This is a genomic window from Gordonia sp. DT30 (genome assembly GCF_049844915.1).
GTDB lineage: Bacteria > Actinomycetota > Actinomycetes > Mycobacteriales > Mycobacteriaceae > Gordonia.
Genome location: NZ_JBNCLY010000004.1, coordinates 1 through 23753, shown reverse-complemented (window position 1 = coordinate 23753; position 23753 = coordinate 1). Strand labels below are relative to the sequence as shown.

The window sequence follows — 23753 nt, the reverse complement described above, 5'->3', positions numbered from 1 at the left end:
TGATTACCGGTAGCGCACCCCGAGGAGGTTCCGTGAGTAAGACACTCGCCGACGTCGTTTTGTCCCGATTGCGTGAATGGGGCGTGAGTCAGGTGTTCGGTTATCCCGGTGACGGGATCAACGGACTGCTGGCCGCGTGGGCGCGCGCCGACGACAAACCGCAGTTCGTGCAGTCACGCCACGAGGAGATGAGCGCCTTCGAGGCCGTCGGTTTCGCGAAATTCTCCGGCCACGTGGGGGTGTGCGCGGCGACGAGCGGCCCGGGCGGGGTGCATCTGCTCAACGGACTCTACGACGCCAAGCTCGAGCATGTGCCGGTCGTGGCGCTGGTCGGGCAGACGGAGCGGTCGGCGATGGGTGGGTCGTATCAGCAAGAAATCGACATGCTCTCGCTGTACAAGGACGTGTGCAGTGAATACATCCAGATGTGTACCGTGCCCGAGCAGATCCCGAATCTGCTCGATCGGGCCATTCGAACCGCGTTGAGCGAGCGCGCGCCGACCGCGATCATCTTCCCGTCCGACGTCTTCGAACTCGAGTACACGCCGCCGCAGCACGCGTTCAAACAGGTGCCCTCCAGCATGGGTATCGAGCCCGCCTCCGCGGCCCCCGACAAGGAGTCCGTGGCACGAGCGGCGTCGGTGCTCAACGAGGGCAAGAAGGTCGCGATGCTCATCGGGCAGGGTGCGCGTGGTTGCGTCGAGGAGGTCACCCAGGTCGCCGAGGCGTTGGGCGCGGGCTGCACCAAGGCGCTGCTGGGCCGCGACGTCCTCCCGGACACCCTGCCATGGGTCACCGGCTCGATCGGCCTGCTCGGTACCACCGCCAGCTACCACCTGATGCGTGACTGCGACACCCTGCTGACCGTCGGATCGAACTTTCCCTACAGCCAGTTCCTCCCGGAATTCGGGCAGGCCCGTGGCGTCCAGATCGACCGGTCGGGCAAGTGGATCGGCATGCGCTACCCCAACGAGGTCAATCTCGTCGGCGACGCCAAAGCGACACTGCAGCAGTTGCTTCCGCATCTGGAGTACAAGCAGGACCGGTCCTGGCGGGAGTCGGTCGAAAAACATGTGCAGCGGTGGGACAAGACCGCGCAACGGCAGGCGATGACCGACGCCGATCCGATCAATCCGATGCGGATCTTCCACGAGTTCTCCCGGCGGGCGCCGTCGGACGCGATCGTGACCGCCGACTCCGGCTCCGCCGCGAACTGGTATGCCCGCCACATCGTCTTTCGCGATCAGATGCGCGGGTCGTTGTCGGGCACGCTGGCCACGATGGGGCCGGCGGTGCCGTATGTGATCGGCGCGAAGTGGGCGCACCCGGAACGGCCCGCGATCGCCTTCGAGGGCGATGGGGCGATGCAGATGAACGGCATGGCCGAGCTGCTGACGATCGCGCACTACTGGCAGCAGTGGAGCGATCCGCGGCTGGTGGTCGCCGTGCTGCACAACAACGACCTCAACCAGGTGACCTGGGAACAGCGTGCGATGACCAAGTCGCCGAAATTCAAAGCATCCCAGGATCTTCCGGAGATGGACTACGCCGGCTTCGCGCGCAGCATCGGACTGGGCGGCATCAACGTCGACGACGTCGGCCGGCTCGGGGATGCCTGGGACAAGGCACTGGCCGCCGAGGAGCCCACGGTGCTCGACGTCCGCTGTGATCCGAGTGTTCCGCCGATCCCGCCGCATGCCACACGTGAGCAGGCGATGTCGCTCAGTGCCGCGTTGGTCAAGGGCGACGAGGATGCCTGGGGCATCATCAAGGAGGGCGCGAAACAGAAGGTGCAGCAATACCTTCCCGGCACCAAAGCAGAAGACGGTGAGTAGCGTCGAGGCCGCCGAATCCACTGGGCCACAATCACGCTGGGCCGAACTTTCCGGCCGTCTCGCTCGGGAGCTCGACGGTGAGGTCCGATTCGACAGTGGCACGCGCGGTGCGTATTCCACCGATGCCTCCGACTTCCGGGAGGTTCCGATCGGGGTGGTGGTACCGAGAACGATCGAGGACGGCGTCCGGGCCATCCATGCCTGCCGCGACGCCGGCGCGCCGATCGTATCCCGGGGCGGGGGCACCAGTTTGGCGGGACAGTGCACCAACCACGCCGTGATGATCGACTGGTCCAAATACTGCAACCAGATCGTGTCGGTCGACGCGCAACGGCGCCGGGCCGTGGTCGAACCCGGCGTGGTGCTCGATGATCTCAACCGCGCACTCGCCGGGCACGGGCTGGAATACGGGCCGCGTCCCTCGACCCACCCGAATTGCACACTCGGCGGCATGATCGGCAACAACTCGTGTGGTGCGACGGCACAGCGGACCGGCAAGGTCGTCGACAACATCGCGCGCCTCGAGGTGATGCTGTACGACGGCACCCGATTCTGGTGTGGGGCAACCGGTGACGACGAATACGATGCCATCGAACGGCATGGCGATCCGGTGTCGGCGATCTACCGGCAACTGCGGCGGCTGCGCGACGAGTATGCCGACGACATCCGCCGCGGATATCCGGACATTCCGCGCCGCGTCTCCGGCTACAATCTCGATTCATTGTTGCCGGAGCACAACTTCGACGTCGCCGGACTACTCGTCGGCAGCGAGGCCACCCTGGTGACCGTGCTCCACGCCGAAATCGAGCTCGTGCCGGTGCTTCCCGAGCGCGCTGTCGTCGTGCTCGGCTACGACAGCGTTGCCGACGCGGCCGACCACGTCCCCGTCGTCATCCGATCGGACCCCATCGCACTCGAAGGGCTCGACCATCGGCTGATCGTCGACGAGCAACGCAATCACATCGATCCGGATGCGTTGCACGACCTTCCGGCGGGCAAGGCCTTCCTCATGGTCCAATTCGGTGGCCAGACGCGAGCGGAGGTCGCCGATGCCGTCGCGCGGCTGCGGTCGGATCTCGGTATCGGCAAGGACGACCCGCACGTCTCGGTACTCAAGGACCCGGCCGTCGAGGACAAACTCTGGCAGGTACGAGAGGCCGGACTCGGCGCCACGGCCCACGTCCCCGGTCAGCCCGACACCTGGCCGGGCTGGGAGGATTCCGCGGTCGCGCCCGACCGGCTCGGCGACTACATCCGGGATCTGCAGGGACTCTACGAGAAGTACGGATACCTGGGCGAGACCGCGCCGAGTATCTACGGTCACTTCGGGCAAGGATGCGTGCACACGCGAATCCCGTTCGACCTGACCAGTGCCCAAGGAGTGGCGACCTACCGGGCGTTCATGTCCGACGCGGCACGGCTGGTCGCGGATTACGGTGGCTCGCTGTCGGGTGAGCACGGCGATGGGCAGGGGCGGGGCGAGTTGCTGCCCATCATGTTCGGTGACCGCCTGGTGTCGGCGTTCGGGGAGTTGAAGCGGATCTTCGACCCGCACAACCGGATGAATCCGGGCAAGGTCGTCGATCCCGATCCGCTCGACAGCGACCTCCGGCTGGGCGCCGCATGGCAACCGACGAATCCGACCGATCTGCATTTCACCTATCCCGACGACGACGGCTCATTCGTCCGGGCCGCCAATCGCTGTGTCGGCGTGGGCAGATGCCGGCAGCACAGCCACTCCGGCGGATCGGTCATGTGCCCCTCGTATCAGGTGACCGGGGAGGAGGAGGATGCCACCCGCGGGCGCGCGCGGCTGCTCTTCGAGATGATCGGCGGACATCCCGACAGCACCATCACCGACGGCTGGCAATCGACCGAGGTGCGTGATGCGCTGGACCTCTGTCTCTCGTGCAAGGGATGCAAAGCCGATTGCCCGGTGAACGTCGACATGGCGACCTACAAGGCCGAGTTCCTCGCCCACCACTACGCGGGCCGGCTGCGCCCGCGCGCCCACTACACGATGGGTTGGTTACCGGTGGCCGCTGCCGCCATCGGACATATCCGCGCAGGCAGACTCGTCAATGCGTTGGCCGCACAACGGCCGCTGGCCCGCATCGGCACCCGGATCGCCGGCCTCGAGGACCGTGCGATCCCACGGTTTGCTTCAACAACGTTGCAGCAGTGGTGGTCTCGTCGGCCCACTGGGTATCCGGTGGCCAAGCCGTCTCGTGGAACGGTGATGCTGTGGCCGGACACCTTCACCAACCATTTCCATCCACATATCGGCCAGGCCGCGGTCCGGGTTCTCGAGGACGCCGGGTGGCAGGTCCGGATTCCCCACGGCGACTTGTGTTGTGGGCTGACGTGGATCTCGACTGGGCAACTCGACGTCGCCGAGAAGGTGCTGCGCCGCACGCTCGACGCGCTGGCCGATCATCTGCGTGCCGGTGGACTCGTCGTCGGTCTGGAGCCCAGTTGTACTGCGGTGTTCCGCGCCGATGCCATCGAATTGCTCGGCGACGAGGAACTCCTGCGGCGGCTGCGCGATCAGACGGTGACGCTCGCGGAGCTCCTCGACGCGCACACCCCCGGATGGCAGCTACCGAGCCGTGGTGGCACCGATGGTACGGGCCCGGCGGCCGCGCTCGTGCAAACCCATTGCCACCAGCATGCGGTGATGGGCACCGACGCCGATCGGTCGGTGCTCGAGACCGCAGGCATCGACGCGACCTTCATGGAATCGGGATGCTGCGGGCTGGCAGGCAATTTCGGCTTCGAGCCCGGTCATCTCGACGTCAGCGTCGCCTGTGCCGAGCAGTCGATGCTGCCCTCGATCCGCGACGCGCCCGCGCAGACCGAAGTGCTGGCCGACGGATTCAGCTGCCGCACCCAGATCGCCGAACTCGACAGCGGTGGCCGGGTCGGACGTCATCTGGCCGAACTCCTCGCCGACCGGATCGACGGCAACCGATGACGTTCGAGCTACGCACCGAGAGCCGCCGATTTCCGACTCCCCACCCCGAGGAGGACGGCACCTTGCGCTGGGACGCCACCACGGCGGTGGTGGTGACCATCGCGGCCGGTGACCACACCGGGCTCGGCTGGACCTACGGTCACCGCGCGGCCACCGAGGTGATCGACACGGTGTTGCGGTCGGCGTTGCACGACGACGACCTCGCCGACCCACCCCGATGCTGGCAGGCGATGGTACGGGCGTGCCGGAATGTCGGCAGCACCGGACTGGTGATGCAGGCGATCAGCGCCGTCGACATCGCCCTGTGGGATCTGCGGGCCCGCACGCTCGACGTCGGCCTCACCACGCTGTGGGGCGAGATGCATTCGCGCGTAGAGGTCTACGGATCGGGTGGGTTCGTCAACGAGGATGCCGAGCAGCTCCGCGGATACGTCGACGAGTGGTCACGCCTAGGGTGCCGCGGCATGAAGATCAAGATCGGGGAGGCCGGCGGTACGGCAATCGAGCGCGATCTGTCGCGCGCGACCGCATTGGTCGACCAGGCACCCACGGGCGCCGACTGCATGGTCGATGCCAATGGTGCCTATACCCGCGGCCAGGCGGTCCGGGTCGGCCACGAGCTGGATCGGATGGGCATCACCTGGTTCGAGGAACCGGTGACCAGCGACGACCTGGTGGGCCTGGCGTCGCTGCGCGAGCGACTCGACTGCGATGTCACCGCGGGCGAGTACGTGTGGAACATCACCGACGCCGAACGCACGGCACCGGCGGTCGACTGCCTGCAACTCGATGTGACGCGTTGCGGCGGATACACCGCCTGGTTCCGCTGCGCGGGTATCGCCGCCGCGCATCACCTCGACGTCTCGGCGCACTGCGCTCCGGCGCTCCACACCCCGGTGGCTGCGGCCACGCCGAATATCCGGCACATCGAATACTTCGCCGACCACGCCCGCCTCGAGCCCCACCTGGCCGACGGCGTCCCCGAGGTCATCGACGGAGCACTGAAGCCGTCGGCATCCGCAGGCCACGGCATGACGCTCGCCGCCGCACACTGACCCGCGCGGAATTCTCATCAGGAGGTCGACCCCGTGTCCACCGTCGAAAAGCCACGGACGGCCCCCGTTGCCGCGGCGCCGTACCCCGCACGGGGGCTCCACGGCAGCTTCATCTACCGGATGATCACCACCACCGACCACAAGCTGATCGGGCAGATGTACATCGTGGCGTGTATCGCCTTCTTCTTGATGGGCGGCCTGATGGCGCTGTTGATGCGCACCGAACTCGCGCAACCCGGGCTGCAGTTCCTCTCCAATGAGCAGTACAACCAGATGTTCACCATGCACGGCACCGTGATGCTGTTGCTGTACGCGACCCCCATCGTCATCGGCTTCGCGAATGTGGTGTTGCCCTTGCAGATCGGCGCCCCCGACGTCGCCTTCCCGCGTCTCAACGCCCTCAGTTTCTGGCTGTTCGTGTTCGGTGGCGCCGTGGTTCTGGCCGGCTTCCTCACCCCGGGTGGCGCCGCCGATTTCGGGTGGACCGCCTACACGCCGCTCAGCGACGCCATGAACTCACCGGGCGTCGGCGGCAATCTGTGGGCGATGGGTCTGGCCGTCTCCGGTGTCGGCACCATTCTCGGCGCGGTCAACATGATCACCACCGTGGTGTGCTTGCGCGCACCGGGTATGACCATGTTCCGGATGCCGATCTTCACCTGGAACATCCTGGCCACGAGCATCATGATCCTGATCGCGTTCCCACTGCTCACCGCGGCGCTGATGGGATTGATGGCCGACCGCATCTTCGGTGCCCACGTCTTCGATCCCGCAATCGGCGGCGCGGTCCTGTGGCAGCATCTGTTCTGGTTCTTCGGACACCCGGAGGTCTACATCGTGGCGTTGCCGTTCTTCGGCATCGTCACCGAGATCTTCCCGGTGTTCTCCCGTAAGCCGGTCTTCGGCTACACGGGGCTGGTCTATGCGACCTTTGCCATCGCCTTGTTGTCGATGTCGGTGTGGGCCCATCACATGTTCGTGACCGGTGCCGTGCTGCTGCCGTTCTTCTCCGCGATGTCGATGCTGATCGCGATACCCACCGGGATCAAGTTCTTCAACTGGATAGGAACGATGTGGAAGGGACAGTTGACCTTTGAGACACCTATGCTGTTCTCGGTGGGATTCCTGGTGACATTCCTCTTCGGTGGGCTCTCCGGAATCATCCTGGCCTCCCCGCCGCTGGATTTCCACGTCCACGACACCTACTTCGTCGTCGCCCACTTCCATTACGTGCTCTTCGGCACCATCGTGTTCGCCACCTTCGCCGGCATCTACTTCTGGTTCCCCAAGATGACCGGGCGGATGCTGAACGAGAAACTCGGGAAGGTCCACTTCTGGTTGACCTTCATCGGTTTTCACACCACCTTCCTGGTGCAGCACTGGCTCGGCAACGAGGGCATGCCCCGCCGTTATGCCGATTACCTTCCGTCCGACGGATTCACGACGCTGAACGTCGTCTCCACCGTCGGTGCCTTCATCCTCGGGGTGTCCACGATTCCGTTCCTGTGGAACGCCTTCCGCAGCTACCGCTACGGCGAGGTGGTCACCGCCGACGACCCGTGGGGCTTCGGCAATTCACTTGAATGGGCCACCAGTTGCCCGCCGCCCCGGCACAACTTCACCGAACTGCCGCGCATCCGGTCCGAGCGGCCGGCCTACGAGCTGCACTATCCCCATATGCGGCAACGAATACGCGACGAGGCCCACGTACACGGCCGCAAGGCCGCGAGCCGATGACCGTGGATCGAAGATTCGCGGAGCCGGAATAGTCGGGTATGTTGACCTGCGGTCGTGGCGTTCGCCATGACGGACGAATCGATGCCCGTTCGACGACGACCGGGCACGGGGCCAGGGGGTTCGATGACGACGCCGACGACGCCACCGCGGGAGCCGATGCCGGCCGAACCGGGCCCGGTCCCACCGCCACCGGGGCAGCCTCAGCAGCGATCGGCAGGGTTCGGCATTCTGCCGTCGCAGGTCACAGGTATCGCCAACGGTTGGCGGAGCCAGGGGACCACCGTCAACGGGCTGGACTTCTCCGCTTTTGGTTCGGTGACCGGCAATGGTGGCCGAACCTTTGCCGCCGCGCGTTCGGTGGCGTCACCGGCCGCGGCCGCCACGAACTCCATCGGTGGACGACTGACCGCACTGGCTGACAAACTCAAGGTGTTCAACTCTCGTGTGGTCGAGACGGACAGTCGCGCCGGTGCCGGCATTCGTGAACTCTCCGAGCGCTGATGCGGCCGACGATCGATCAGCTCGAGAGCTGGGATATCGCTGGGCTGCAGACATTGTCGGCCCTCGCCGAGGGCAACGCCGCCAAACTGGACGATGCCGTCGATTCGGCCGTACGTGGCATCGACAACGCGGGATCCTGGTTCGGACAGACCCGCGATGCCGCGCATACCCGCATCACGCAGGAACAAGATCACGCGCGAGAGGTGCGCAACGTCCTCAATCGGACTGCCGACGAGGCCGGCGACGCCAGCCGTGATCTCGGGTATGCGAAGGAGTACACGTTGCGCGTCGTCCGCAACGCTATCGGAGCCCAACTCGACGTCGACAATTTCGGTGTCGTCTCGCACCCCGATCCAGACAAGGCGGAAGACGTCGAGACGCAGCAGGCGATCATCACCGCCGCGTTGAACACCGTCGACGAACTCGACGAAACCTACGGGTCACGCCTCGAAGGACTGTCATCGGATCTGGCGTCGATGGTGAAGGGACAGCCAGACCTCGTCGTGTCGGGGATCGGGGCGATCGATCCGGACGCGCTGGTCTCCCGGCTGAAAGGTATGACGCCTGATGAGCGTGCCGCGCTGCTGGGTCGTCTGACACCCGAGCAACTGCGCAGACTCGCCCAGGCCGACCCCGATGTGATCGGGAACATGGACGGTGTCCCGTTCCCGGTGCGTATCGACGCGAACGAGGTCAACATCCGGAACACACTTGCCGACGAACTCCAGAAGCAGCCACCAGACAATTCCCGGATCGACCAATTGAAGGCGATGCTCACCCGATCGAAGATCCGCTGACGCGTCAGGAGGGCGCGGACGACGGCCGGATCGAGCGGACCTTCCTCGCCTTCGAGAACACGCGACACGGCAACATGATCGAAATCGTCGGCGCGATCAACCCGACGACACGAAATGTCGCGGTCTACGTGCCGGGAACGAACAGCAACCTCAACGGCAGCCAGTCCAACCACAACGCGGCACTGAACCTGGCGCGTGCATCGGGCGGGCCGGTCATCCTTTACATGGACGGTGAATTCCCGGCAGGCAACGGGGTTTCGGCATTCGTCAATCCCTTCGGGGACAACGACGCCATGGACACGACGCTCGCCAGGCGGATGGCACCCGATCTGGTGTCCTTCGGTCATGAACTGGACCGGACGCTCGACGAGACTTCACCTGACGCGAAGACCACCTTCATCGGACACTCCTACGGCGGATCGATCGTCGGGACCGCTGAGCAGTTGGGCCTCAACGCCGACAACGTGATCTATGCATCATCGGCAGGTACCGGGGTCATCGATGATCAGCCCTGGCACAACCCGAATGACGACGTGCGGCGATACTCGCTCACCGCGCCGGGGGATCCGATCCAGTATTTCCAGGGATTGGAAACTCAGCACGGCGGGGACCCCGACACCACGCCGGGCGTGACACGCCTCGAACTGGCTACTACGGGCAGAAGGACGACGGTTCGCGCGAACTCGTGTGGGGTGCGCACAGTCACGGCGGTTACTGGGACGACCCGGAATCGACTGCCTTCCAGAACATGGCGAAGGTGATCAGGGGTGAGGAACCCACCGAGTACGTGTGGCGCGCACCGGACACCCGGCTCGAGAACACCACCCCGCCACCGGTGATCCTGGCCCCAGGACCCTTGACCGTCGAGGTGACGCCCCCATGATCGCGCGCGGTGGTGTCCGGGCATGCCTGATGGTGGTCGTACCGATCGTCGTGGTGAGTGCATCAGCGGGTTGTGGTCTGCTCCCCGACGACGGGGAGGACGACCATGCGATCTCGATGACGGCGGCCGAGGCTTCGCAGACGGTCATGGACAACCTGAATGCAGTGGACCCACCAGCCGATGACGTGGTCCGGTACGACACACCTACCGGTGGCGTCACGCGCGTCGGCTGCGCAGACAGTTTCCCGTCGGCGATGCCGACCGGTCCACCATGGCGCTACGTCGTCCGACGCGACCACGACAATCCGGATGTGGCTCGGATCGATCAATGGCGGGCCGGCGCACGAGGTCTCGTCGCGAAAGGGTTCGACGTCGATCCACTGGTCGATACGGATGATCCGAGAAATGTCACGGTCTCGGATTCTCGCGGGTTCACGGTGGGAGTATTCATCCACAACTATCCCGCCAGTCAGCTGTTGAGAGTGTCGATCAGTTCATCCTCACCGTGCGTTCGGGACCCGTCCGGCGGCGACCGGTGACTCGCGGGACTTGTCGCGGGGCTTGTCGGATTGTTGATTTGCGATGACGCTGCGTGGTGGTGTCCGCGCATGCCTGATGGTGGTCGTACCGGCCATCGTGGTGAGTGTGTCAGCGGGTTGTGGTCTGCTCCCCGACGACGGTGACGACGTCGAAGCGATCTCGATGTCGCCGGCCGAGGCTTCGCGGACGGTCATCGACAACTTGAATGCAGTGGACCCACCAGCCGATGACGTGGTCCGGTACGACACTCCTACCGGTGACGTCACGCGCGTCGGCTGCGTAGACAGTTTCCCGTCGGCGCTGCCGACGGGGCCACCGTGGCGGTACGTCGCCCGACGCGACCACGACAATCCGGATGCGGCTCGGATCGATCAATGGCGAGCCAGCGCGCAAGGCCTGGTCTCGAAGGGGTTCGTCGTCAGGCCTCAGCCCGATACGCGTGATCCGCGAAATGTCACGGTCTCGGATTCTCGCAAGTTCACGGTGGGAGTGCTCATCTACAACTACCCCGTCAGTCAGCTGTTGAGGTTGGAGATCAGTTCGTCATCGCCATGCGTTCGGGATCCGTCCGGCGGCGACCGGTGACTCGGCTTGGTAGGCATCCAGTCGCGGTTTCCGAGAGAGATGTCTACCGATTCGTGGAGCCGGGCTCAGATGCCACCGAGATCGCGCACCAGGATCGCCGCCTGCACGCGGGATTCGAGTCCGAGTTTCATCAGCACCCGGGATACGTGGGTCTTGACGGTGGCCTCGGTGACGAACAGGGTGGCGGCGATGTCCGCATTCGCCAAACCCTCTCCAAGGCAACGTAGTACGTCGCGCTCACGGGCGGTCAGTTCCGCCAGTGCCGCCGGCGGTGTGGCGGGGGCCGCGCGTCGGCGCTCCGGTGCGGAACGAAAGGTGTCGACGACGCGCCGGGTCACCTCCGGCGAGAGGGTCGCGTCGCCGCGCTGCGCCGCGCGGACGGCGTCGATGATCGCCTCGGCCGATGCGGTCTTCAGCAGAAAGCCGCTGGCACCGGCGCGCAGCGCGCCGAACACGTACTCGTCGTGGTCGAAGGTGGTGAGGACGATGACCGGGCAGAGACCCTCGCCGACAATGACTTCGGTGGCGCGAATACCGTCGGTGCCGGGCATCCGGACGTCCATCACCACCACGTCGGGCCGCAGTTCGCGGGCGGCGGCGATCGCCTGGTCGCCGTCGGCCGCCTCCCCGACGACCACGATTCCGTCGGCCGGTTCGAGCATCATCCGGACCCCGGCGCGGATGGCGGCGTGGTCGTCGGCGATCAGGACGGCGGTCATCACACTTCCTTCGGCGTAGTGGTGCCGACGGAGGTGCCGCCGGTAGCGGGAAGCGTTGCCTCCACGACGAATTCGTCGCCGTCCGGTTCGGCGTGCAGGATGCCGCCGACGGTGTGAGCGCGGGTGTGCATGTTGCCCAGTCCGCGGCCGGTGTGTCCCGTGTCGCCGCCGGTGCGGCCGCGGTGCGGGCTGAGCCGATTGCGCACGCACAGGCGCAATTTCTCGGTGTCGTAGGTGATGGCGACCCAGATCGGTTGTCCCGGTGCATGAGTGACCGCGTTCGAGAGTGCTTCGGCGACGATCCGATAGGCCGCGATGTCGACGACCGGCGCCAGCTCATCGGTGCCGGCGGCTGCGGTGAGCGAGTCGGGCACGTCGACGTCGATGTCGGTGCCGGACTCGGCGATCGGCTCGATGAGACGGTCGATCCGACGCAGGCCCGCGGTGACCCGACCGTCGGGCGCGCTGTGATCGGTGCCGTCGGAGAGCAGATCGATGAGTCCGCGCATCTCGCTCAATGCCTCGACGCTGCTCGAGCGCACAGACTGCAGTGCCTTGCCGGCGAGTGCGGTGTCCTCCGGATATTGCAGCGCCGCCGCCGATTGCACGGTGATCGCCGAGAGCCGGCCGGCGATCACATCGTGGAGCTCGCGGGCCAGTCGCCGACGTTCATCGGCGACGGCCTCGATCTGCTCGCGTTCGGCCAGATCGGCGAGGGTGCGCGAATGGGCGCGTTCGAGGACGAGCGCATTGCGGTGTTCCCGCACGGCCAGCCCGTAGGCCAGCGGCGAGCCGACCAAGGCCATCAGCCACAGCAGGCAGATGAAGATCAGCCGCCAATCGGAGCCGGCGAACGTGGTCACGAGCAGGAACGTGGCCACCGAGACGATTCCGGCGACCGCGTAGAGGCCACGGACCAGCCGCGGACCACCGTAGACGCAGGTGGCGTACACGATGTCGGAGAACACCAGCCATACCGCGATGGACGGAACGGTCGCGGCATCGACGATCAGGGCGAGCGTCACCCCGGCGAGTGCCACGCCGGGGTGACTCGACCGGAACAGCTGGAAACACGCCGCGACGGCGAGCGTGATGAGGCAGGTCCAGGCGGGTAGGTCAGCGGCGAGGTCCTGCCCGATCAGGCCGAGTCCGGTCGCATACAGCGCGAGGCCGAGGGCGAAGAACAGCAGGGTCAATGCGTAGTCGTTGAGCCGTGCGCGAGACACCGGGACACGCCACATGTCGCCATCGTCGCACGCACGCACGGCGCCGGTCATCCGACAAAAGGATGACGACCCAGGGGCGACACCGGGTCGATGGGATGGCCGACGACCCGCCCGGCATTGCGCCGGATCGTGAAGGCATGTCACACAACGTCCTGCACTCGCCGGTCCTCTGGGTGATCCTCGGATGCGAGATCGGCTTCTGGGCGCTGGTGATCGGCGGTCTGTCCGTGCGCTACATGCTGCGGCGCCGACGTCCCTCGACGGTGATCCTCGCGCTGGTGCCCGTCGTCGATGTGGTCCTGCTGATCGCTGTCGCCGTTGATCTTTCGCACGGCGCCGAGGTGACGATCGTGCATCGGCTGGCCGGGATCTACCTGGGCGAGACCGCCGCCTTCGGGCACAGCATCGTCGCGTGGACGGATGCGCGCTTCGCCCACTGGTTCGCCGGGGCGAAAGCACCACCGCGACCACCGCGATCCGGACCGGCCGCATTTCGGCACGAGTTGCTCGCGTTCGGGCAGTGGCTGATCGCCGCCGCGATCGCCACGGGCGCGATCCTGGTTCTCTCGGTCACCGTTGCCTCGGCACAGCAGGCCGATGATCTCCGCGGCATCTTCCCGATGCTCGGGGTGGTCACCGTGATCTGGTTGCTCACCGGGCCGGTGTGGACGCTCTTCGATGCGCGCGACGACGCCGACGCCCGGCACCGCTGACCGACTTCGCCGACCCTCAGGGCCGCACCGGCGGATTGCCCAGCTGCGCCTGGAACAGGGCGGCGATGTTGTTGCCGACCAGGTTGACGAAGGGCCGCCAGTTCTGCGGATCGAGTGTCATCGACCCCTGATCGCTGGTGGAGCATCCACGCGCGGCGGGTTTGCCGTCGAGTCGCTGCTGCATCCAGACCATCGCCGGGGCGAAGCCCACCACCGCCAGCGAGATGTGCTCGCTGAAGTGGTCGCGCACGTAGCGCACACGTGCGTTCGGGTCGGCGCAATAGGTCGACACGAGCTTGTTGACCGGTCCGACCGGGGCGATCCAGTCCGGGTTCGACTGGTAGACGAACATCGGGAAGTCCGGAACCGTCTTGCCCATCTTCAACTGGTCCAGCACTTTTCGCGGTCCCGGCGCGTCGAGTGGATCACCGGGCCCGGGGAACAGGCCCTTGATGTTGACGAACGGGGCGAGCGCCGCCTGATAGGACAGGCAGAGCGGATTCTTCCCCGCGATCAGGGCCCGGCCCAAGGGGTTGATGTGCTGATCGAGGAAGTGGGCCAGCTCTGGGTACTCGCGACTGACGCCGATGATGCCGGCCATGATCAGACCCGAGGCCGCATTGTTGTTCGCCAGGTCGACCAGTGCGCGGATGTTGGCCGGCACCCCGCCCTCGGCGGCGCCGACGATCGGCAATTCGGGTGCATACGACTTGTGCAGTTCCGACGCCCATCCGGTCGCGATGGCGCCGCCGGAGTAGCCCATCAGCCCGACGCGCAGATCGGGCTTGAGCCCGAGCGGGGCGAAGTTACGCGCGCCACGGATGCCGTCGAGGGTGATGCGGCCGGCCAGTGGACCGGCGGCGAACGCCGAATCCGGGCCCTCATGATCCGGGATGACCACCGACCATCCGGCGGCGACGAGCGAGGTGATCTGGAGCAGTTCATAGGTCGAATCCGCCGACCCGGTCAGCTGGCCGGGGATCGACGCCTGCTGCATCGCATACGACGGTGCGCAGTACTGCGCGGTGGAGTCCTCGGCCGACTGCCACGACACGAGCTTCGACGGGCCCGGGTGAACGGGTCCGCGCGGCTTGATCAGGGTGGCCACCGCCGCGATCGGCTGGTTGCGCGTGTTGGTCGAGCGATACGAGATCTGCCAGGCGTCGACGTTGATCGGGGCCACCGACAATGCGGCCAGATTGACGCGCCGCGCCGAGATCAGCTCACCCGGCGCCTTGGACGCGACCACCGATGCGGGTGGCTGGTAGAAGCCCTTGTCGAACTCCGGGATGGCCGGCGGGACCGGAAAGGGCAGCGCCGGTGCGACCCGGACGCCGCTCGTCGCGGGTGCTGTCGGGGCGGCGGCTGCGGTGCCGGCGACGAACGCGGTGGCCACCGGGGTGGCGATCAGTGTGCCCGCCAGCAACGCGAATATTCGATACCGAAGTCTGCCCATGGATCCCCGACGCATCTACTGTCACCTTTCCCATATGTGAGACGCAGGTGTCTCACACCGTGGGTGAAGGTACACGGTTGTGGCACGGGACACAACCGGCGGACTCGGGTGACGCGTATCCCGTACTGCTCAGATGTCTCCTACTGCTCAGATGTCGATGAAGGCGACGAGGATGTCGGCGAGCACGTCGACGACGGTCTCGATGTGGTGCGGTTCGGGGGTCAGGCTCCACCGGTGGATCACCGCGGTGAGTGCGCCGACGAAGCCCGTCGCCAGCTCGGCGTCGCGCGGCCCGGGTTCGCGGCCGGCGAACTCGCTCATCCCGGCGACGAAGAAATCCATCCATTCCGCACGCGAGTCGAGTCGATGCTGCTCGACGGCCGGACTCACACCGACGATCTGGACGAAGGACACCTCCGCCCGACGGAAATCCGATCCCACCGACTCGACGTAGGCGCGCATCGCCACCGTGGCCAGATGTTTTCGATCACCAGAAGCGCTGTCGCCCAACGCTTGTGCCACGGCAGTGCGGGCGTCGCCCTGGATCTCGTCATACAGTGCGATCAGCAGCGACTCGCGGTCGTCGAACAGCTCGTAGAACTGCCGGCGCGACAGGCCCGCCGCCTTGCAGATCGAGGTCACCGACGACGATGTGTAGCCGGCGGTCGCGAATTCGGCGAGCGCGGCGTCGAGGAAGCGTCGACGCCGTTCGGCCAGCCGGTCGGCGACACTGCGGCCACCGTAGCGGCGCGCCGGTCCTGTCATCTCCTTCGAGGTTCCCACGTCACGCGAGACCGGCATGTCACTCGAGATGTTTCGACCGCAACTCGTGGCCCTTGGACGTCAGGCAGCGCCCGGTCGGCAGATCCCATTGCCAGCCATGCAGATTGCAGGTCAGCTTCTCGCCCTCGATCACGCCGAACTTCGACAGGTCGGCCTTCAGGTGCGGGCAGCGGCGTTGGATCTCCCAGCCGTCCTTGGTGATCGACGACGAGTCGTCGTGCGCTTCGGCAAACCAGCCGTCGGCGTAGGCGATCCGCTCGTCGGTGAGGCATTTGAAGAACGTGTAGAGGAATTCGTTGTAACCGCCGATCCGCCAGGTGGTGAACCGGGTGGACAGGAAGATGGTGTTGACCCAGTCGGGCTCCTGATCGCGCAGCACCGTCCGCACCAATTCGGTGGCGATGCGGAAACCGTAGCGGTACTTGCCTTCTCCTTCTTTCGGTTCCCGCACGATGCGGTTCGGGAAGTCGAGGACGACGGTCTCGGTGGCCGACTCGGGGGTGTTCTTGCCGGCGCCACCGGGAGCCATCACCAGGCCGACCGGGTAGCCGATGCCGTCGCAGATGAGATCCGACGCGCCCATGATCGGTTCGAAGAGTTCCTTGAGTGCCGGCAGCAGCGGATCCCCCTCGGCCGGGGCCCAGGTCGCCTTGTCGGCGGCGATGACCGGGGTGAACTTCTCCTTCATGCGCTCCAGGTACGCCTGCTTGTTCTCGCCGAAGACCTCGTGGGGCGCATAGGGGTGGGTGATCTCGTCGAGCGCCGAACCGGTGAAGCCCGCGACCGACCCCGACACCATCAGCAGACCGCGATGCTTCTCGCCGTCGTCGGTGCCGTGGATGCGCATCTGCTCCAGGAAGGTCTCCTGGTCGGGGAAGATCGACGTCACATCGCCCGGGCGGGGATTCTCCGGCGAGTCGATCCCGGAACCGAAGTCGTTGAGCGCGAACAGGTCGTCGTCGAGGAACATCGGCGGCCCGGCCGACGGCACCACCCAGGTGGCATCGACCTGCTCGATGTAGGAGCGGGCCCGGTCCATGCCGCGCTGACGCTTCTGCGCGGCGAAATTGGCCTTGGACTTGCGGGGGATGTCGTAGACCATCGGGTACCAGATCGCCCCCGAGTACTGCAGCAGATGTACGTCGACGCGGCCGAACTGCTCGGCGATGACGTCGAGATCGATCGGCCGGGCGTCGTTCATGTTGAACACCACGGTCTCGCCGTCGTCGACGACGAGACCAGAATCGCCGATCGGTCCGTCGGCCGGGGCGCGCAACGCGATGATCATCACGTCGAGGGAACCCTTGGGGCCCTCGACGGTGATCTTCTCCGAGTCGGTGGTCTCGACGAACTTGGTGAAGCCCAGCTTCTCCAGCTCCCGCTTGAGATCGGGCACCGGGTAATCCGGCAGCAGCACCGTGGCGTCCTTGCTGACGTTGTCACGCAGGTTCGCCTCGTCGAAGTGATCACGATGCAGATGCGAGACGTACAGGTAGTCGCACTGGCCCAGACTCTTCCAGTCCAGCTCCGCATTGTCGGGAAACGGCACCCAGGAGGCAAAGTACGCGGGGTTGGTCCATGGGTCGCAGAGGATCGACCCGGCCGTGGTCTGGATGTGGAATCCGGCGTGACCGATGCTGGTGATCTGCACGTTAGGCCTTTCCTGACAGGTGCGCGCGCGGCGCGCGCGGGCGGAGCATTCGACACACCAATCTATCGGCCCGGCGCACCGGGCGTCGTGGGCCGTCGGTCCCGACCGCGCGAATCCGGCCAGTGGCGCGGTGTCGGCGCCGGCCCCCGCATCAGACGTGTCGGGACCCCAACCGCGCGGGCGTGGCAATAGTCGGCGAGGAATGCCGGGTCGACGGGGGTTCGGAACCGAGATCGAACGGTCCGCTGACTGAATCTGGGGACGTTCGGGCCCCGAGCAGGTGTGGAATCCGCGGGCTGCGGGTAGTTCGGACACGATCGAGAACGCTCAGCGAGTGGAGGACGCCATGGCGCCGATAGATGTCGGGACCGGCCCGCATTCTGGTACTGCGGGGTGCGGCGATCCGCGCGTCCTGCTGACCAGTTGGGCGGCCTTCCGGCACGGCGAGGCGACCGCCGGGGATGTGCTGGCGGTGTCGCGCATCGACGCGGCGCTGACCGCGCAGGGCGTCCCGCACGATGTCTGCTGGAGTCCGGGGTTCCGTCCGGGCGCGCTGTCCTTCGACGACGTCGACCCGGGGCGCTACACGCACGTGGTCTTCATCTGTGGTCCGGTCGCGGGCCGCCAACTCGAGTGGCTGCACCGGCGTTTTGCCCACTGCCGCCGCATCGCGGTCGGGGTCTCGGTGCCCGACCCGCACGATCCGGCCGTCACCGGATTCGATTCGGTCCTGCCCCGCGACGTCACCATGACCGCGGCCGATCGACCGCCGCGGGTGGACCTCGCGTTCTCCGCGAGCACGGCCGAGGTGCCCGTCGTCGCCTGGATCCGGGCGCCCGGGCAGGCCGAGTACGGCAAGCGCGGCCGGCACGAGGAGGTACATGAGGCCATCGAGGGCGCGCTCCGGGAGCGAACCTGCGCGGTACTCGAATTCGACACGCGGCTCGGGCCGGACGCCCAATTCCGCGACCCCGACCAGTTCTGTTCGGCCATCCGCCGGGTGGACGCGGTGGTCACCACCCGGCTGCACGGACTGGTCCTGGGGTTGCGGGCGGGCGTGCCGGTGGTGGCGGTCGACCCGGTATGTCACGGCGCCGGGAGCGAAGCGAGCGGGCCGAGATGTCACGGCGCCAAGGTGACTGCGCAGGCGCGGGCGCTGCATTGGCCTGCACTCATCTCGGCCGAGACCAGGCAGCAACAGGGGAGTGAGTTCGACCGGTGGTTCGCCTGGTGTCTGTCGGCGGAAGGTCGCGCCGCGGCGCGTGCCGTCGCCGCCCGGGCGCCGACCGATCAGGCCGATGAGCTCGTCGGCGAGGTGCTGCGGACGGGCGCTAGGGTCTAACCATGGAACCCGTGTACGGCACCGTGATCACCGCAGCCCGGCTGCTGTGGCTGGCCGAAGGTCTGAAGTTCAAGGTCTCCGGAGTGGGTAACGTCCCGAAGAGCGGGCCGGGAGTCGTCGCCATCAACCACACCGGCTACCTCGATTTCACCTATGCCGGTATCCCCGCGTTCTTGCAGGGTCATCGCTATGTGCGTTTCATGGCGAAGAAAGAGGTCTTCGACAACAAGTACTCGGGCCCGATCATGCGGGCGCTCAAGCACATTCCTGTCGACCGGGCCGACGGCGCGCAGAGCTACCACGACGCCGTCGACTACCTCAAGCAAGGTGAGCTGGTAGGCGTCTATCCGGAGGCGACGATCAGCCGCAGCTTCGAGCTCAAGGAATTCAAATCCGGTGCGGCCCGGATGGCCTTGGAGGCGCACGCCCCGCTCATCCCGACCGTCATCTGGGGTGCGCAGCGGGTGTGGACCAAAGGTCACCCGAAACGTCTGGGACGGACCGGTTACCAGATCATGATCGGGGTCGGTGAGCCGATCGAACCGGTCGGTGACGCCGACACCCTCACCGCGCAGCTGCACAAGGCGATGAGCGAGAAGCTCCTGGAGTTGCAGGACGCCTATGGCGAACATCCCCAAGGGGAGTTCTGGGTGCCGGCGCGCCTCGGTGGGTCGGCACCGACGCTCGAGGAGGCCAACCGGCTCGACGCCGAGGAGCAGGCCGCCCGGGCCGCCCGCCGCGCCGCGCGGCCGCGGCCCGCCGGCGCCCCGGACGAGCAGTAGTTCACCAGGTTTCGCACCGGCTATCTGTGTACCGGCTATCTGGGTGCCGCGATACCGAACGCGTCCCGGGCGAACGCCACAAAGGCCGTCACCGCGGACCAGACCGGCGATCGCATCCGGCGACGTCGCCTCGATGCCGATGCGTAATTCACCGCATGCCCGGTCGACGACGGTCCGGATGGGCGACGGCGGCGAAATACTCGAGCTGACGCCGTCCTGGCGTATCCGCCGGGACAGGTGACCACCGGCCGCGACGCGATCCGCGAACTGTGGGCGCAGGTGCCGGCCCATCGGCCGACCTTCATTCCCGAAGAACCATTCCATCAGCCCGAGTTCGTGCCGCCCACCGGATAGGGCCGGACGCGGCGGCCCCGATACTCTTGCCGGATGACCAACGCGGATTCCGAACCGGTGTTCCGGGCCCTCGAGATCGTCGCGAACACGCTCGTCCGGGCCCAGAAGGTCGGCATCGGGGTCGCACCCGACGCCGACGTCGACAAGCAGGCAGCGGCGCGCGGCCGGAGGGCACGCCGGTGACCGCGTCCGGTGGTGTGCATCCGGAATCCCTTGCCGCCCCGACGCTGATCGCCAGTGACGTCGACGGCACCTTGATCGACGACGAGAACCGCGTGTCGGCCTACACCCAGTCGATCCTGGCCAATGCACGCGATGCCGGCGCGGAGTTCGTGCTGGCGACCGGCCGCCCGCCGCGCTGGATCGCCGAGATCACCGACCAGTTCGACCCGTCGCGGGTACGTATCCGACATGCGGTGTGCGCCAATGGCGCCATCGTCTACGACGTCGAACATGATCGGGTGCTGTCGGCGGCGACCCTGGCCCCCGAGGTCCTCGCCGAACTCGGGGCCATCGCGACGGCGCAGATCCCCGGGTGCGGGATCGCCGCCGAGCGGGTGGGCCGCTCCGCGCACGATGCGGCCACCCCGCCGTTCGTCGCGACCTCCGGCTATCAGCATGCGTGGCTCAATCCCGATCACGTCGAGGTCGGCGACGACGAGATCTACACCGAACCCGCCGTCAAGCTGTTGATCCGAGCCCCCGGAATGCCGAGTTCGGAGATGGCGCAGCGTATTTCGGCTCCGATCGGCGATCTGGCCGAGGTGACCTTCTCCACCGAGAACGGTCTCGTCGAACTCTCGCTGCCCGACACCCACAAGGCATCGGGGATACGAAAGCTGTTGGAGCACACCGGGGGCGACGGGTCATCGACGATCGCATTCGGTGATATGCCCAATGATGTCGAGATGCTCACCTGGGCGAGTCACGGTGTCGCCATGGGGCATGCGCATCCCGCCGCGCTCGCCGCCGCCGACGAGGTCACCGTCGGCAACAACGAGGACGGTGTGGCGCGGGTGTTGGCACGCTGGTTCGGGTAGGCGCCGACGCCGGGTCAGCCGAGGCCGTGGTCAGACGAGGCCGGGCGCCGACAGCAGGGGCGCAACCTCGCGAACGAAATCGACTGCGGCTCCGGGGTTGTTGTGCGCGAACTTGACGAAGAATCCGTCGCAGGCCCGATCGCCGACCCACGCGTTCATCACCGCCGCGACGTCGGCGCCGGTACCGCTCACCGACAGATGTCTGTCGCTGCGGGCGGGGGTGGGCGCCTCGCCGCCGGTGTCGTGCACCGTGGTGAAAATGGTTGGGATGAAGCAGATGTCGTCCGGGTCGCGGCCGGCTGCGGTGGCCCGTCGGCGCAGTTCTCGGCGACACGCCTTGGCGGCCTGCTTGGTCGGCGCCGCTCCGAGCGCCACATCGGCATATCGGGCGGCAAAGCTGCGCCCGGCCGGTGTCGTCGCGGCGTGCACCAACAGCGGGCGATCATCTCCCCAGCGGTCGAGGAGATCGTCGACGACGGGTTCGGCCGGATCGGCCGCGGTGACGATCTCCCACCCGATCCTGCCGTTCGAGAGCGACTGCAGCGTGGTGAACTGGTCGTGAAGTTGCGCGCCGGACGCGTCGACCGTCGAGGCGGCGACCACGACGGTCAGATCCGGCAACTCGGCCACGATGGCCGCGGCAAGGGTGGATGGCTCGGCGGCACCGATCTCGTCGGTGAGGCAGGCGGCGAAGAAGCCACCGCACGGCAGGTGGGAGGCGAACTCCAGGTAGGAGTCCGGGTGGCCGTCGAAGACGGGAATATCGGCCAGCAGCAACGGTATTGGCGTCACCAGAGGTCCTCCACGCGACATCGGTCCGGACGGTCGGCGCCGACGAAGACCGGCACCGCGCCCTGGGGTCCGGCGGGCACGGAATCGGGCGCCCGCGAGGTCAGCAGCGACGTGACCACGCCGATCGCCTCGATGCGACGGCGCGGATCGGGATCGGCAGGACTCCACGCGATCCGCCCGGCCGAGAGCTGGTCGAGTTGGGCGAGGCGTCGCGCGAGCGGATACGGACGCCACGTATCCAGCCCGACGACGACCCCGATCCGGGTGAAGGCGGTCGCCACGGCGATCGCCGCGGCCACCACGAACGGGTCGACGCCGGCGCCGGGCTGTGGGTCGACAACGAGCGACGCCGTCCCGTGGCGGTCCGCGTCGCGGGCGAGGGCGAGGGCCCCGCTCACTCCGGTGACGTCGGCGATCCGCAACACCATCGAGCGCGCATCGATGACGGGGTCGCAGACGGGCTGCGGCGCCAAGTCAACCCAGCCCGAGCGCGAACGCCCCGATGTAGGCGCGTACCGCATCGGAGTTGGGCGGATGGAAGCTGCCCGCACGGACGTCGCGATAAAGACGTTCGAGTTCGTTGCGACGGTGCAGCGCACCGGCGCCGGCGATCTCGAGTGCGAGCTCGGTGACGGTGCGCGCCACGCGGGTGCCGTTCTCCTTGGCCGCGAACAACCGCAACAGGGTGCGGTCGCCGAGATCTTCGCCGGCCGTCAGCGACGTGGTCAGGTCATCGAGTTGTCCGGTGACGGCCTCGAGTGCGAGTTCGGCCTCGGCGACGTGATACTGCGTGAACGGCTTGTGCGCCACCGACTGTCCGCCGAGGGACAGCGCGCTGCGCGCCGACGCCGACGCGATCGCCAGATCCAGTGCGCGACGGCCGATCCCGAGGTAGACGTTGCCCAGAAGTGGTAGCACCCAGGGGAAGATCCCGGCCACATACCCGGTCGGCGGCTGCCCGAGGTCCACGATCCCGACGGTGCGTTCGGCGGGGACGAAGACATCCTCCAGCAGGGTGTCGTGGCTGGCGGTGGCCCGGACCCCGAGGGTGTCCCAGGTCTCGACGGTCGACACGCCGGGCTCGCCGCGGCGGATGAAGGTGTGGACGATCTTCGGGTGTTGCGGGTCGGAGTTGTCGCGGGCGTGCACGCCCAGCCAGTCCCACGCCGGCGACAGCGAGGTGAAGATCTTGTGTCCGGTGAGGCGATAGCCGCCCTCGACCGGGATCGCAATCGTCGTCGAATCGTCGATGACGAGGTCGTTGCCGGGTTCGCCGTGTCCGGCGGCGACGACCTTGCCGTGCGCGATCTCCGTTGCGAGCCAAGAGTTCTCGGTGTTGCCGGCGTTGAGCTGGTCGGCGAGCGGGCCGGTCCAGTACAGGTGCATGTTGATGCCGAGAGCGGTCGCCGGCGCGAAGGTGGCCAGGCGTCGCTGCTCGGCGTTGAGCTGGTGTAGGGAGAGTCCGAGACCGCCGTGATCGACCGGAAGTGCGGCACGCAGATATCCCAGCTCGATGAGGTCGGCGAGATCGTCGGCGAAGAAGGTGTTCTCCCGATCGTGGACGATCGCGCGCTCGCGGAATCGCTGGAGTGTGTCGGTGGGGATGAGCCAACCGGTTCTCGACGGCGGGGCAAGGTGAGTCATGACGTGCCTTCCGGTGGGGCCGGGCATCGGATCAACTGCGACGGAAGTGTGGCCCGGACGTCAGATCGACCGTAGAGCTGCCGTCACGAGTCGCCGAGGATAAGAACCGGCACGATGTGAACTCGACCCAGGTGCGGCGATGGTGTAGGAACGCCGCGGACCTCTTGTGATCCGAAATTCGTCAAAAGTATTTTCGATCGATGGTTGCCGACCGGATAGATCGGGCGTAGACTCGAACGCACCAGCGACGAACTGATGTTTGATCGCTTCACTGGGGGGTGACAATGAGCGCAACCGATTCGACTGGTGGTCCGGGAACCAGCGTCGAAGACAAGCTTGCGCAA

General features: G+C 66.7%; 23 protein-coding genes and 1 pseudogene. 16 read left to right on the top strand and 8 right to left on the bottom strand.

What is annotated here, in order from left to right:
• The first annotated feature begins 32 nt into the window (after positions 1 to 32).
• From ACLQ3C_RS05400 to ACLQ3C_RS05355, 10 genes are all read left to right on the top strand, one after another.
• On the top strand, positions 33 to 1835 hold the full coding sequence (locus ACLQ3C_RS05400) for a thiamine pyrophosphate-requiring protein (RefSeq protein ID WP_425704010.1): 1803 nt from the start codon (positions 33 to 35) through the stop codon (positions 1833 to 1835).
• Entirely contained in the window at positions 1828 to 4809 is a 2982-nt protein-coding gene (locus ACLQ3C_RS05395; protein WP_425704009.1) for an FAD-binding and (Fe-S)-binding domain-containing protein, read from the top strand. Before ACLQ3C_RS05400 ends, ACLQ3C_RS05395 begins: the two co-directional genes overlap by 8 nt.
• Complete coding sequence (locus ACLQ3C_RS05390) at positions 4806 to 5864, top strand: enolase C-terminal domain-like protein (protein ID WP_425704008.1); 1059 nt, start codon at positions 4806 to 4808, stop codon at positions 5862 to 5864. Before ACLQ3C_RS05395 ends, ACLQ3C_RS05390 begins: the two co-directional genes overlap by 4 nt.
• 120 nt (positions 5865 to 5984) lie before the next feature.
• On the top strand, positions 5985 to 7601 hold the full coding sequence (gene ctaD / locus ACLQ3C_RS05385; RefSeq protein WP_425704241.1) for a cytochrome c oxidase subunit I: 1617 nt from the start codon (positions 5985 to 5987) through the stop codon (positions 7599 to 7601).
• A gap of 123 nt (positions 7602 to 7724) precedes the next feature.
• Positions 7725 to 8102 (top strand): hypothetical protein, encoded by a 378-nt coding sequence (locus ACLQ3C_RS05380; protein WP_425704007.1) that lies wholly within the window; start codon positions 7725 to 7727, stop codon positions 8100 to 8102.
• Positions 8102 to 8899, top strand: a complete 798-nt coding sequence (locus tag ACLQ3C_RS05375; RefSeq protein WP_425704006.1) for a hypothetical protein — start codon at positions 8102 to 8104, stop codon at positions 8897 to 8899. The genes ACLQ3C_RS05380 and ACLQ3C_RS05375 overlap by 1 nt, the downstream gene beginning before the upstream one ends.
• A gap of 74 nt (positions 8900 to 8973) precedes the next feature.
• The gene (locus ACLQ3C_RS05370) at positions 8974 to 9660 is read left to right on the top strand and encodes an alpha/beta hydrolase (RefSeq protein WP_425704005.1); all 687 of its coding nucleotides are present in this window, start codon (positions 8974 to 8976) and stop codon (positions 9658 to 9660) included.
• Complete coding sequence (locus ACLQ3C_RS05365) at positions 9657 to 9782, top strand: hypothetical protein (RefSeq protein ID WP_425704004.1); 126 nt, start codon at positions 9657 to 9659, stop codon at positions 9780 to 9782. The genes ACLQ3C_RS05370 and ACLQ3C_RS05365 overlap by 4 nt, the downstream gene beginning before the upstream one ends.
• Entirely contained in the window at positions 9779 to 10321 is a 543-nt protein-coding gene (locus ACLQ3C_RS05360; RefSeq protein WP_425704003.1) for a hypothetical protein, read from the top strand. The genes ACLQ3C_RS05365 and ACLQ3C_RS05360 overlap by 4 nt, the downstream gene beginning before the upstream one ends.
• A 43-nt stretch (positions 10322 to 10364) precedes the next feature.
• Complete coding sequence (locus ACLQ3C_RS05355; protein WP_425704002.1) at positions 10365 to 10907, top strand: hypothetical protein; 543 nt, start codon at positions 10365 to 10367, stop codon at positions 10905 to 10907.
• 65 nt (positions 10908 to 10972) lie between these two features.
• On the opposite strand, the gene ACLQ3C_RS05350 is transcribed toward ACLQ3C_RS05355, so the two are convergent.
• Entirely contained in the window at positions 10973 to 11626 is a 654-nt protein-coding gene (locus ACLQ3C_RS05350; protein ID WP_425704001.1) for a response regulator, read from the bottom strand.
• On the bottom strand, positions 11626 to 12903 hold the full coding sequence (locus ACLQ3C_RS05345; RefSeq protein WP_425704000.1) for a sensor histidine kinase: 1278 nt from the start codon (positions 12901 to 12903) through the stop codon (positions 11626 to 11628). Before ACLQ3C_RS05345 ends, ACLQ3C_RS05350 begins: the two co-directional genes overlap by 1 nt.
• 86 nt (positions 12904 to 12989) lie before the next feature.
• Between ACLQ3C_RS05345 and ACLQ3C_RS05340 the strand changes: the two genes are divergently transcribed.
• Complete coding sequence (locus ACLQ3C_RS05340) at positions 12990 to 13565, top strand: hypothetical protein (RefSeq protein ID WP_425703999.1); 576 nt, start codon at positions 12990 to 12992, stop codon at positions 13563 to 13565.
• Positions 13566 to 13581: 16 nt separating this feature from the next.
• On the opposite strand, the gene ACLQ3C_RS05335 is transcribed toward ACLQ3C_RS05340, so the two are convergent.
• The 3 genes from ACLQ3C_RS05335 to ACLQ3C_RS05325 all read right to left on the bottom strand — a co-directional run bounded on the left by ACLQ3C_RS05335 (position 13582) and on the right by ACLQ3C_RS05325 (position 17455).
• Entirely contained in the window at positions 13582 to 15036 is a 1455-nt protein-coding gene (locus ACLQ3C_RS05335) for a lipase family protein (RefSeq protein ID WP_425703998.1), read from the bottom strand.
• A 132-nt stretch (positions 15037 to 15168) separates the two neighbouring features.
• On the bottom strand, positions 15169 to 15786 hold the full coding sequence (locus ACLQ3C_RS05330) for a TetR/AcrR family transcriptional regulator (RefSeq protein ID WP_425703997.1): 618 nt from the start codon (positions 15784 to 15786) through the stop codon (positions 15169 to 15171).
• Between the two features lie 37 nt (positions 15787 to 15823).
• Positions 15824 to 17455 carry a Rieske 2Fe-2S domain-containing protein gene (locus ACLQ3C_RS05325; protein WP_425703996.1) on the bottom strand — a complete coding sequence of 544 codons (1632 nt, stop codon included), beginning with the start codon at positions 17453 to 17455 and terminating at the stop codon, positions 15824 to 15826.
• Between the two features lie 346 nt (positions 17456 to 17801).
• Here ACLQ3C_RS05325 and ACLQ3C_RS05320 point away from each other — a divergent pair, with 346 nt between their 5' ends.
• The 5 genes and pseudogenes from ACLQ3C_RS05320 (at position 17802) to ACLQ3C_RS05300 (ending at position 20973) form a co-directional block, all read left to right on the top strand.
• Positions 17802 to 18797 carry a polysaccharide pyruvyl transferase family protein gene (locus ACLQ3C_RS05320; protein ID WP_425703995.1) on the top strand — a complete coding sequence of 332 codons (996 nt, stop codon included), beginning with the start codon at positions 17802 to 17804 and terminating at the stop codon, positions 18795 to 18797.
• A 2-nt stretch (positions 18798 to 18799) separates the two neighbouring features.
• Positions 18800 to 19579: a lysophospholipid acyltransferase family protein gene (locus ACLQ3C_RS05315; protein WP_425703994.1), complete on the top strand. Its 780-nt coding sequence runs from the start codon at positions 18800 to 18802 to the stop codon at positions 19577 to 19579.
• A 207-nt stretch (positions 19580 to 19786) separates the two neighbouring features.
• Positions 19787 to 19897: pseudogene (locus ACLQ3C_RS05310) on the top strand (DUF4440 domain-containing protein); the annotation flags it as partial.
• A gap of 69 nt (positions 19898 to 19966) precedes the next feature.
• Positions 19967 to 20116, top strand: a complete 150-nt coding sequence (locus ACLQ3C_RS05305) for a hypothetical protein (RefSeq protein ID WP_425703993.1) — start codon at positions 19967 to 19969, stop codon at positions 20114 to 20116.
• On the top strand, positions 20113 to 20973 hold the full coding sequence (locus tag ACLQ3C_RS05300; protein ID WP_425703992.1) for an HAD family hydrolase: 861 nt from the start codon (positions 20113 to 20115) through the stop codon (positions 20971 to 20973). Before ACLQ3C_RS05305 ends, ACLQ3C_RS05300 begins: the two co-directional genes overlap by 4 nt.
• 30 nt (positions 20974 to 21003) lie before the next feature.
• Here the strand turns inward: ACLQ3C_RS05300 and ACLQ3C_RS05295 are convergent, their stop codons facing one another.
• Genes ACLQ3C_RS05295 through ACLQ3C_RS05285 form a run of 3 tightly spaced genes read right to left on the bottom strand, consistent with a single transcriptional unit; the run spans position 21004 to position 23409 of the window.
• The gene (locus ACLQ3C_RS05295; RefSeq protein WP_425703991.1) at positions 21004 to 21765 is read right to left on the bottom strand and encodes an LLM class flavin-dependent oxidoreductase; all 762 of its coding nucleotides are present in this window, start codon (positions 21763 to 21765) and stop codon (positions 21004 to 21006) included.
• A complete protein-coding gene (locus ACLQ3C_RS05290) occupies positions 21762 to 22238 on the bottom strand; it encodes an LLM class flavin-dependent oxidoreductase (protein ID WP_425703990.1) in 477 nt (158 codons plus the stop codon). The genes ACLQ3C_RS05295 and ACLQ3C_RS05290 overlap by 4 nt, the downstream gene beginning before the upstream one ends.
• Before the next feature lies 1 nt (position 22239).
• A complete protein-coding gene (locus ACLQ3C_RS05285; protein ID WP_425703989.1) occupies positions 22240 to 23409 on the bottom strand; it encodes an acyl-CoA dehydrogenase family protein in 1170 nt (389 codons plus the stop codon).
• Positions 23410 to 23753 lie beyond the last annotated feature (344 nt).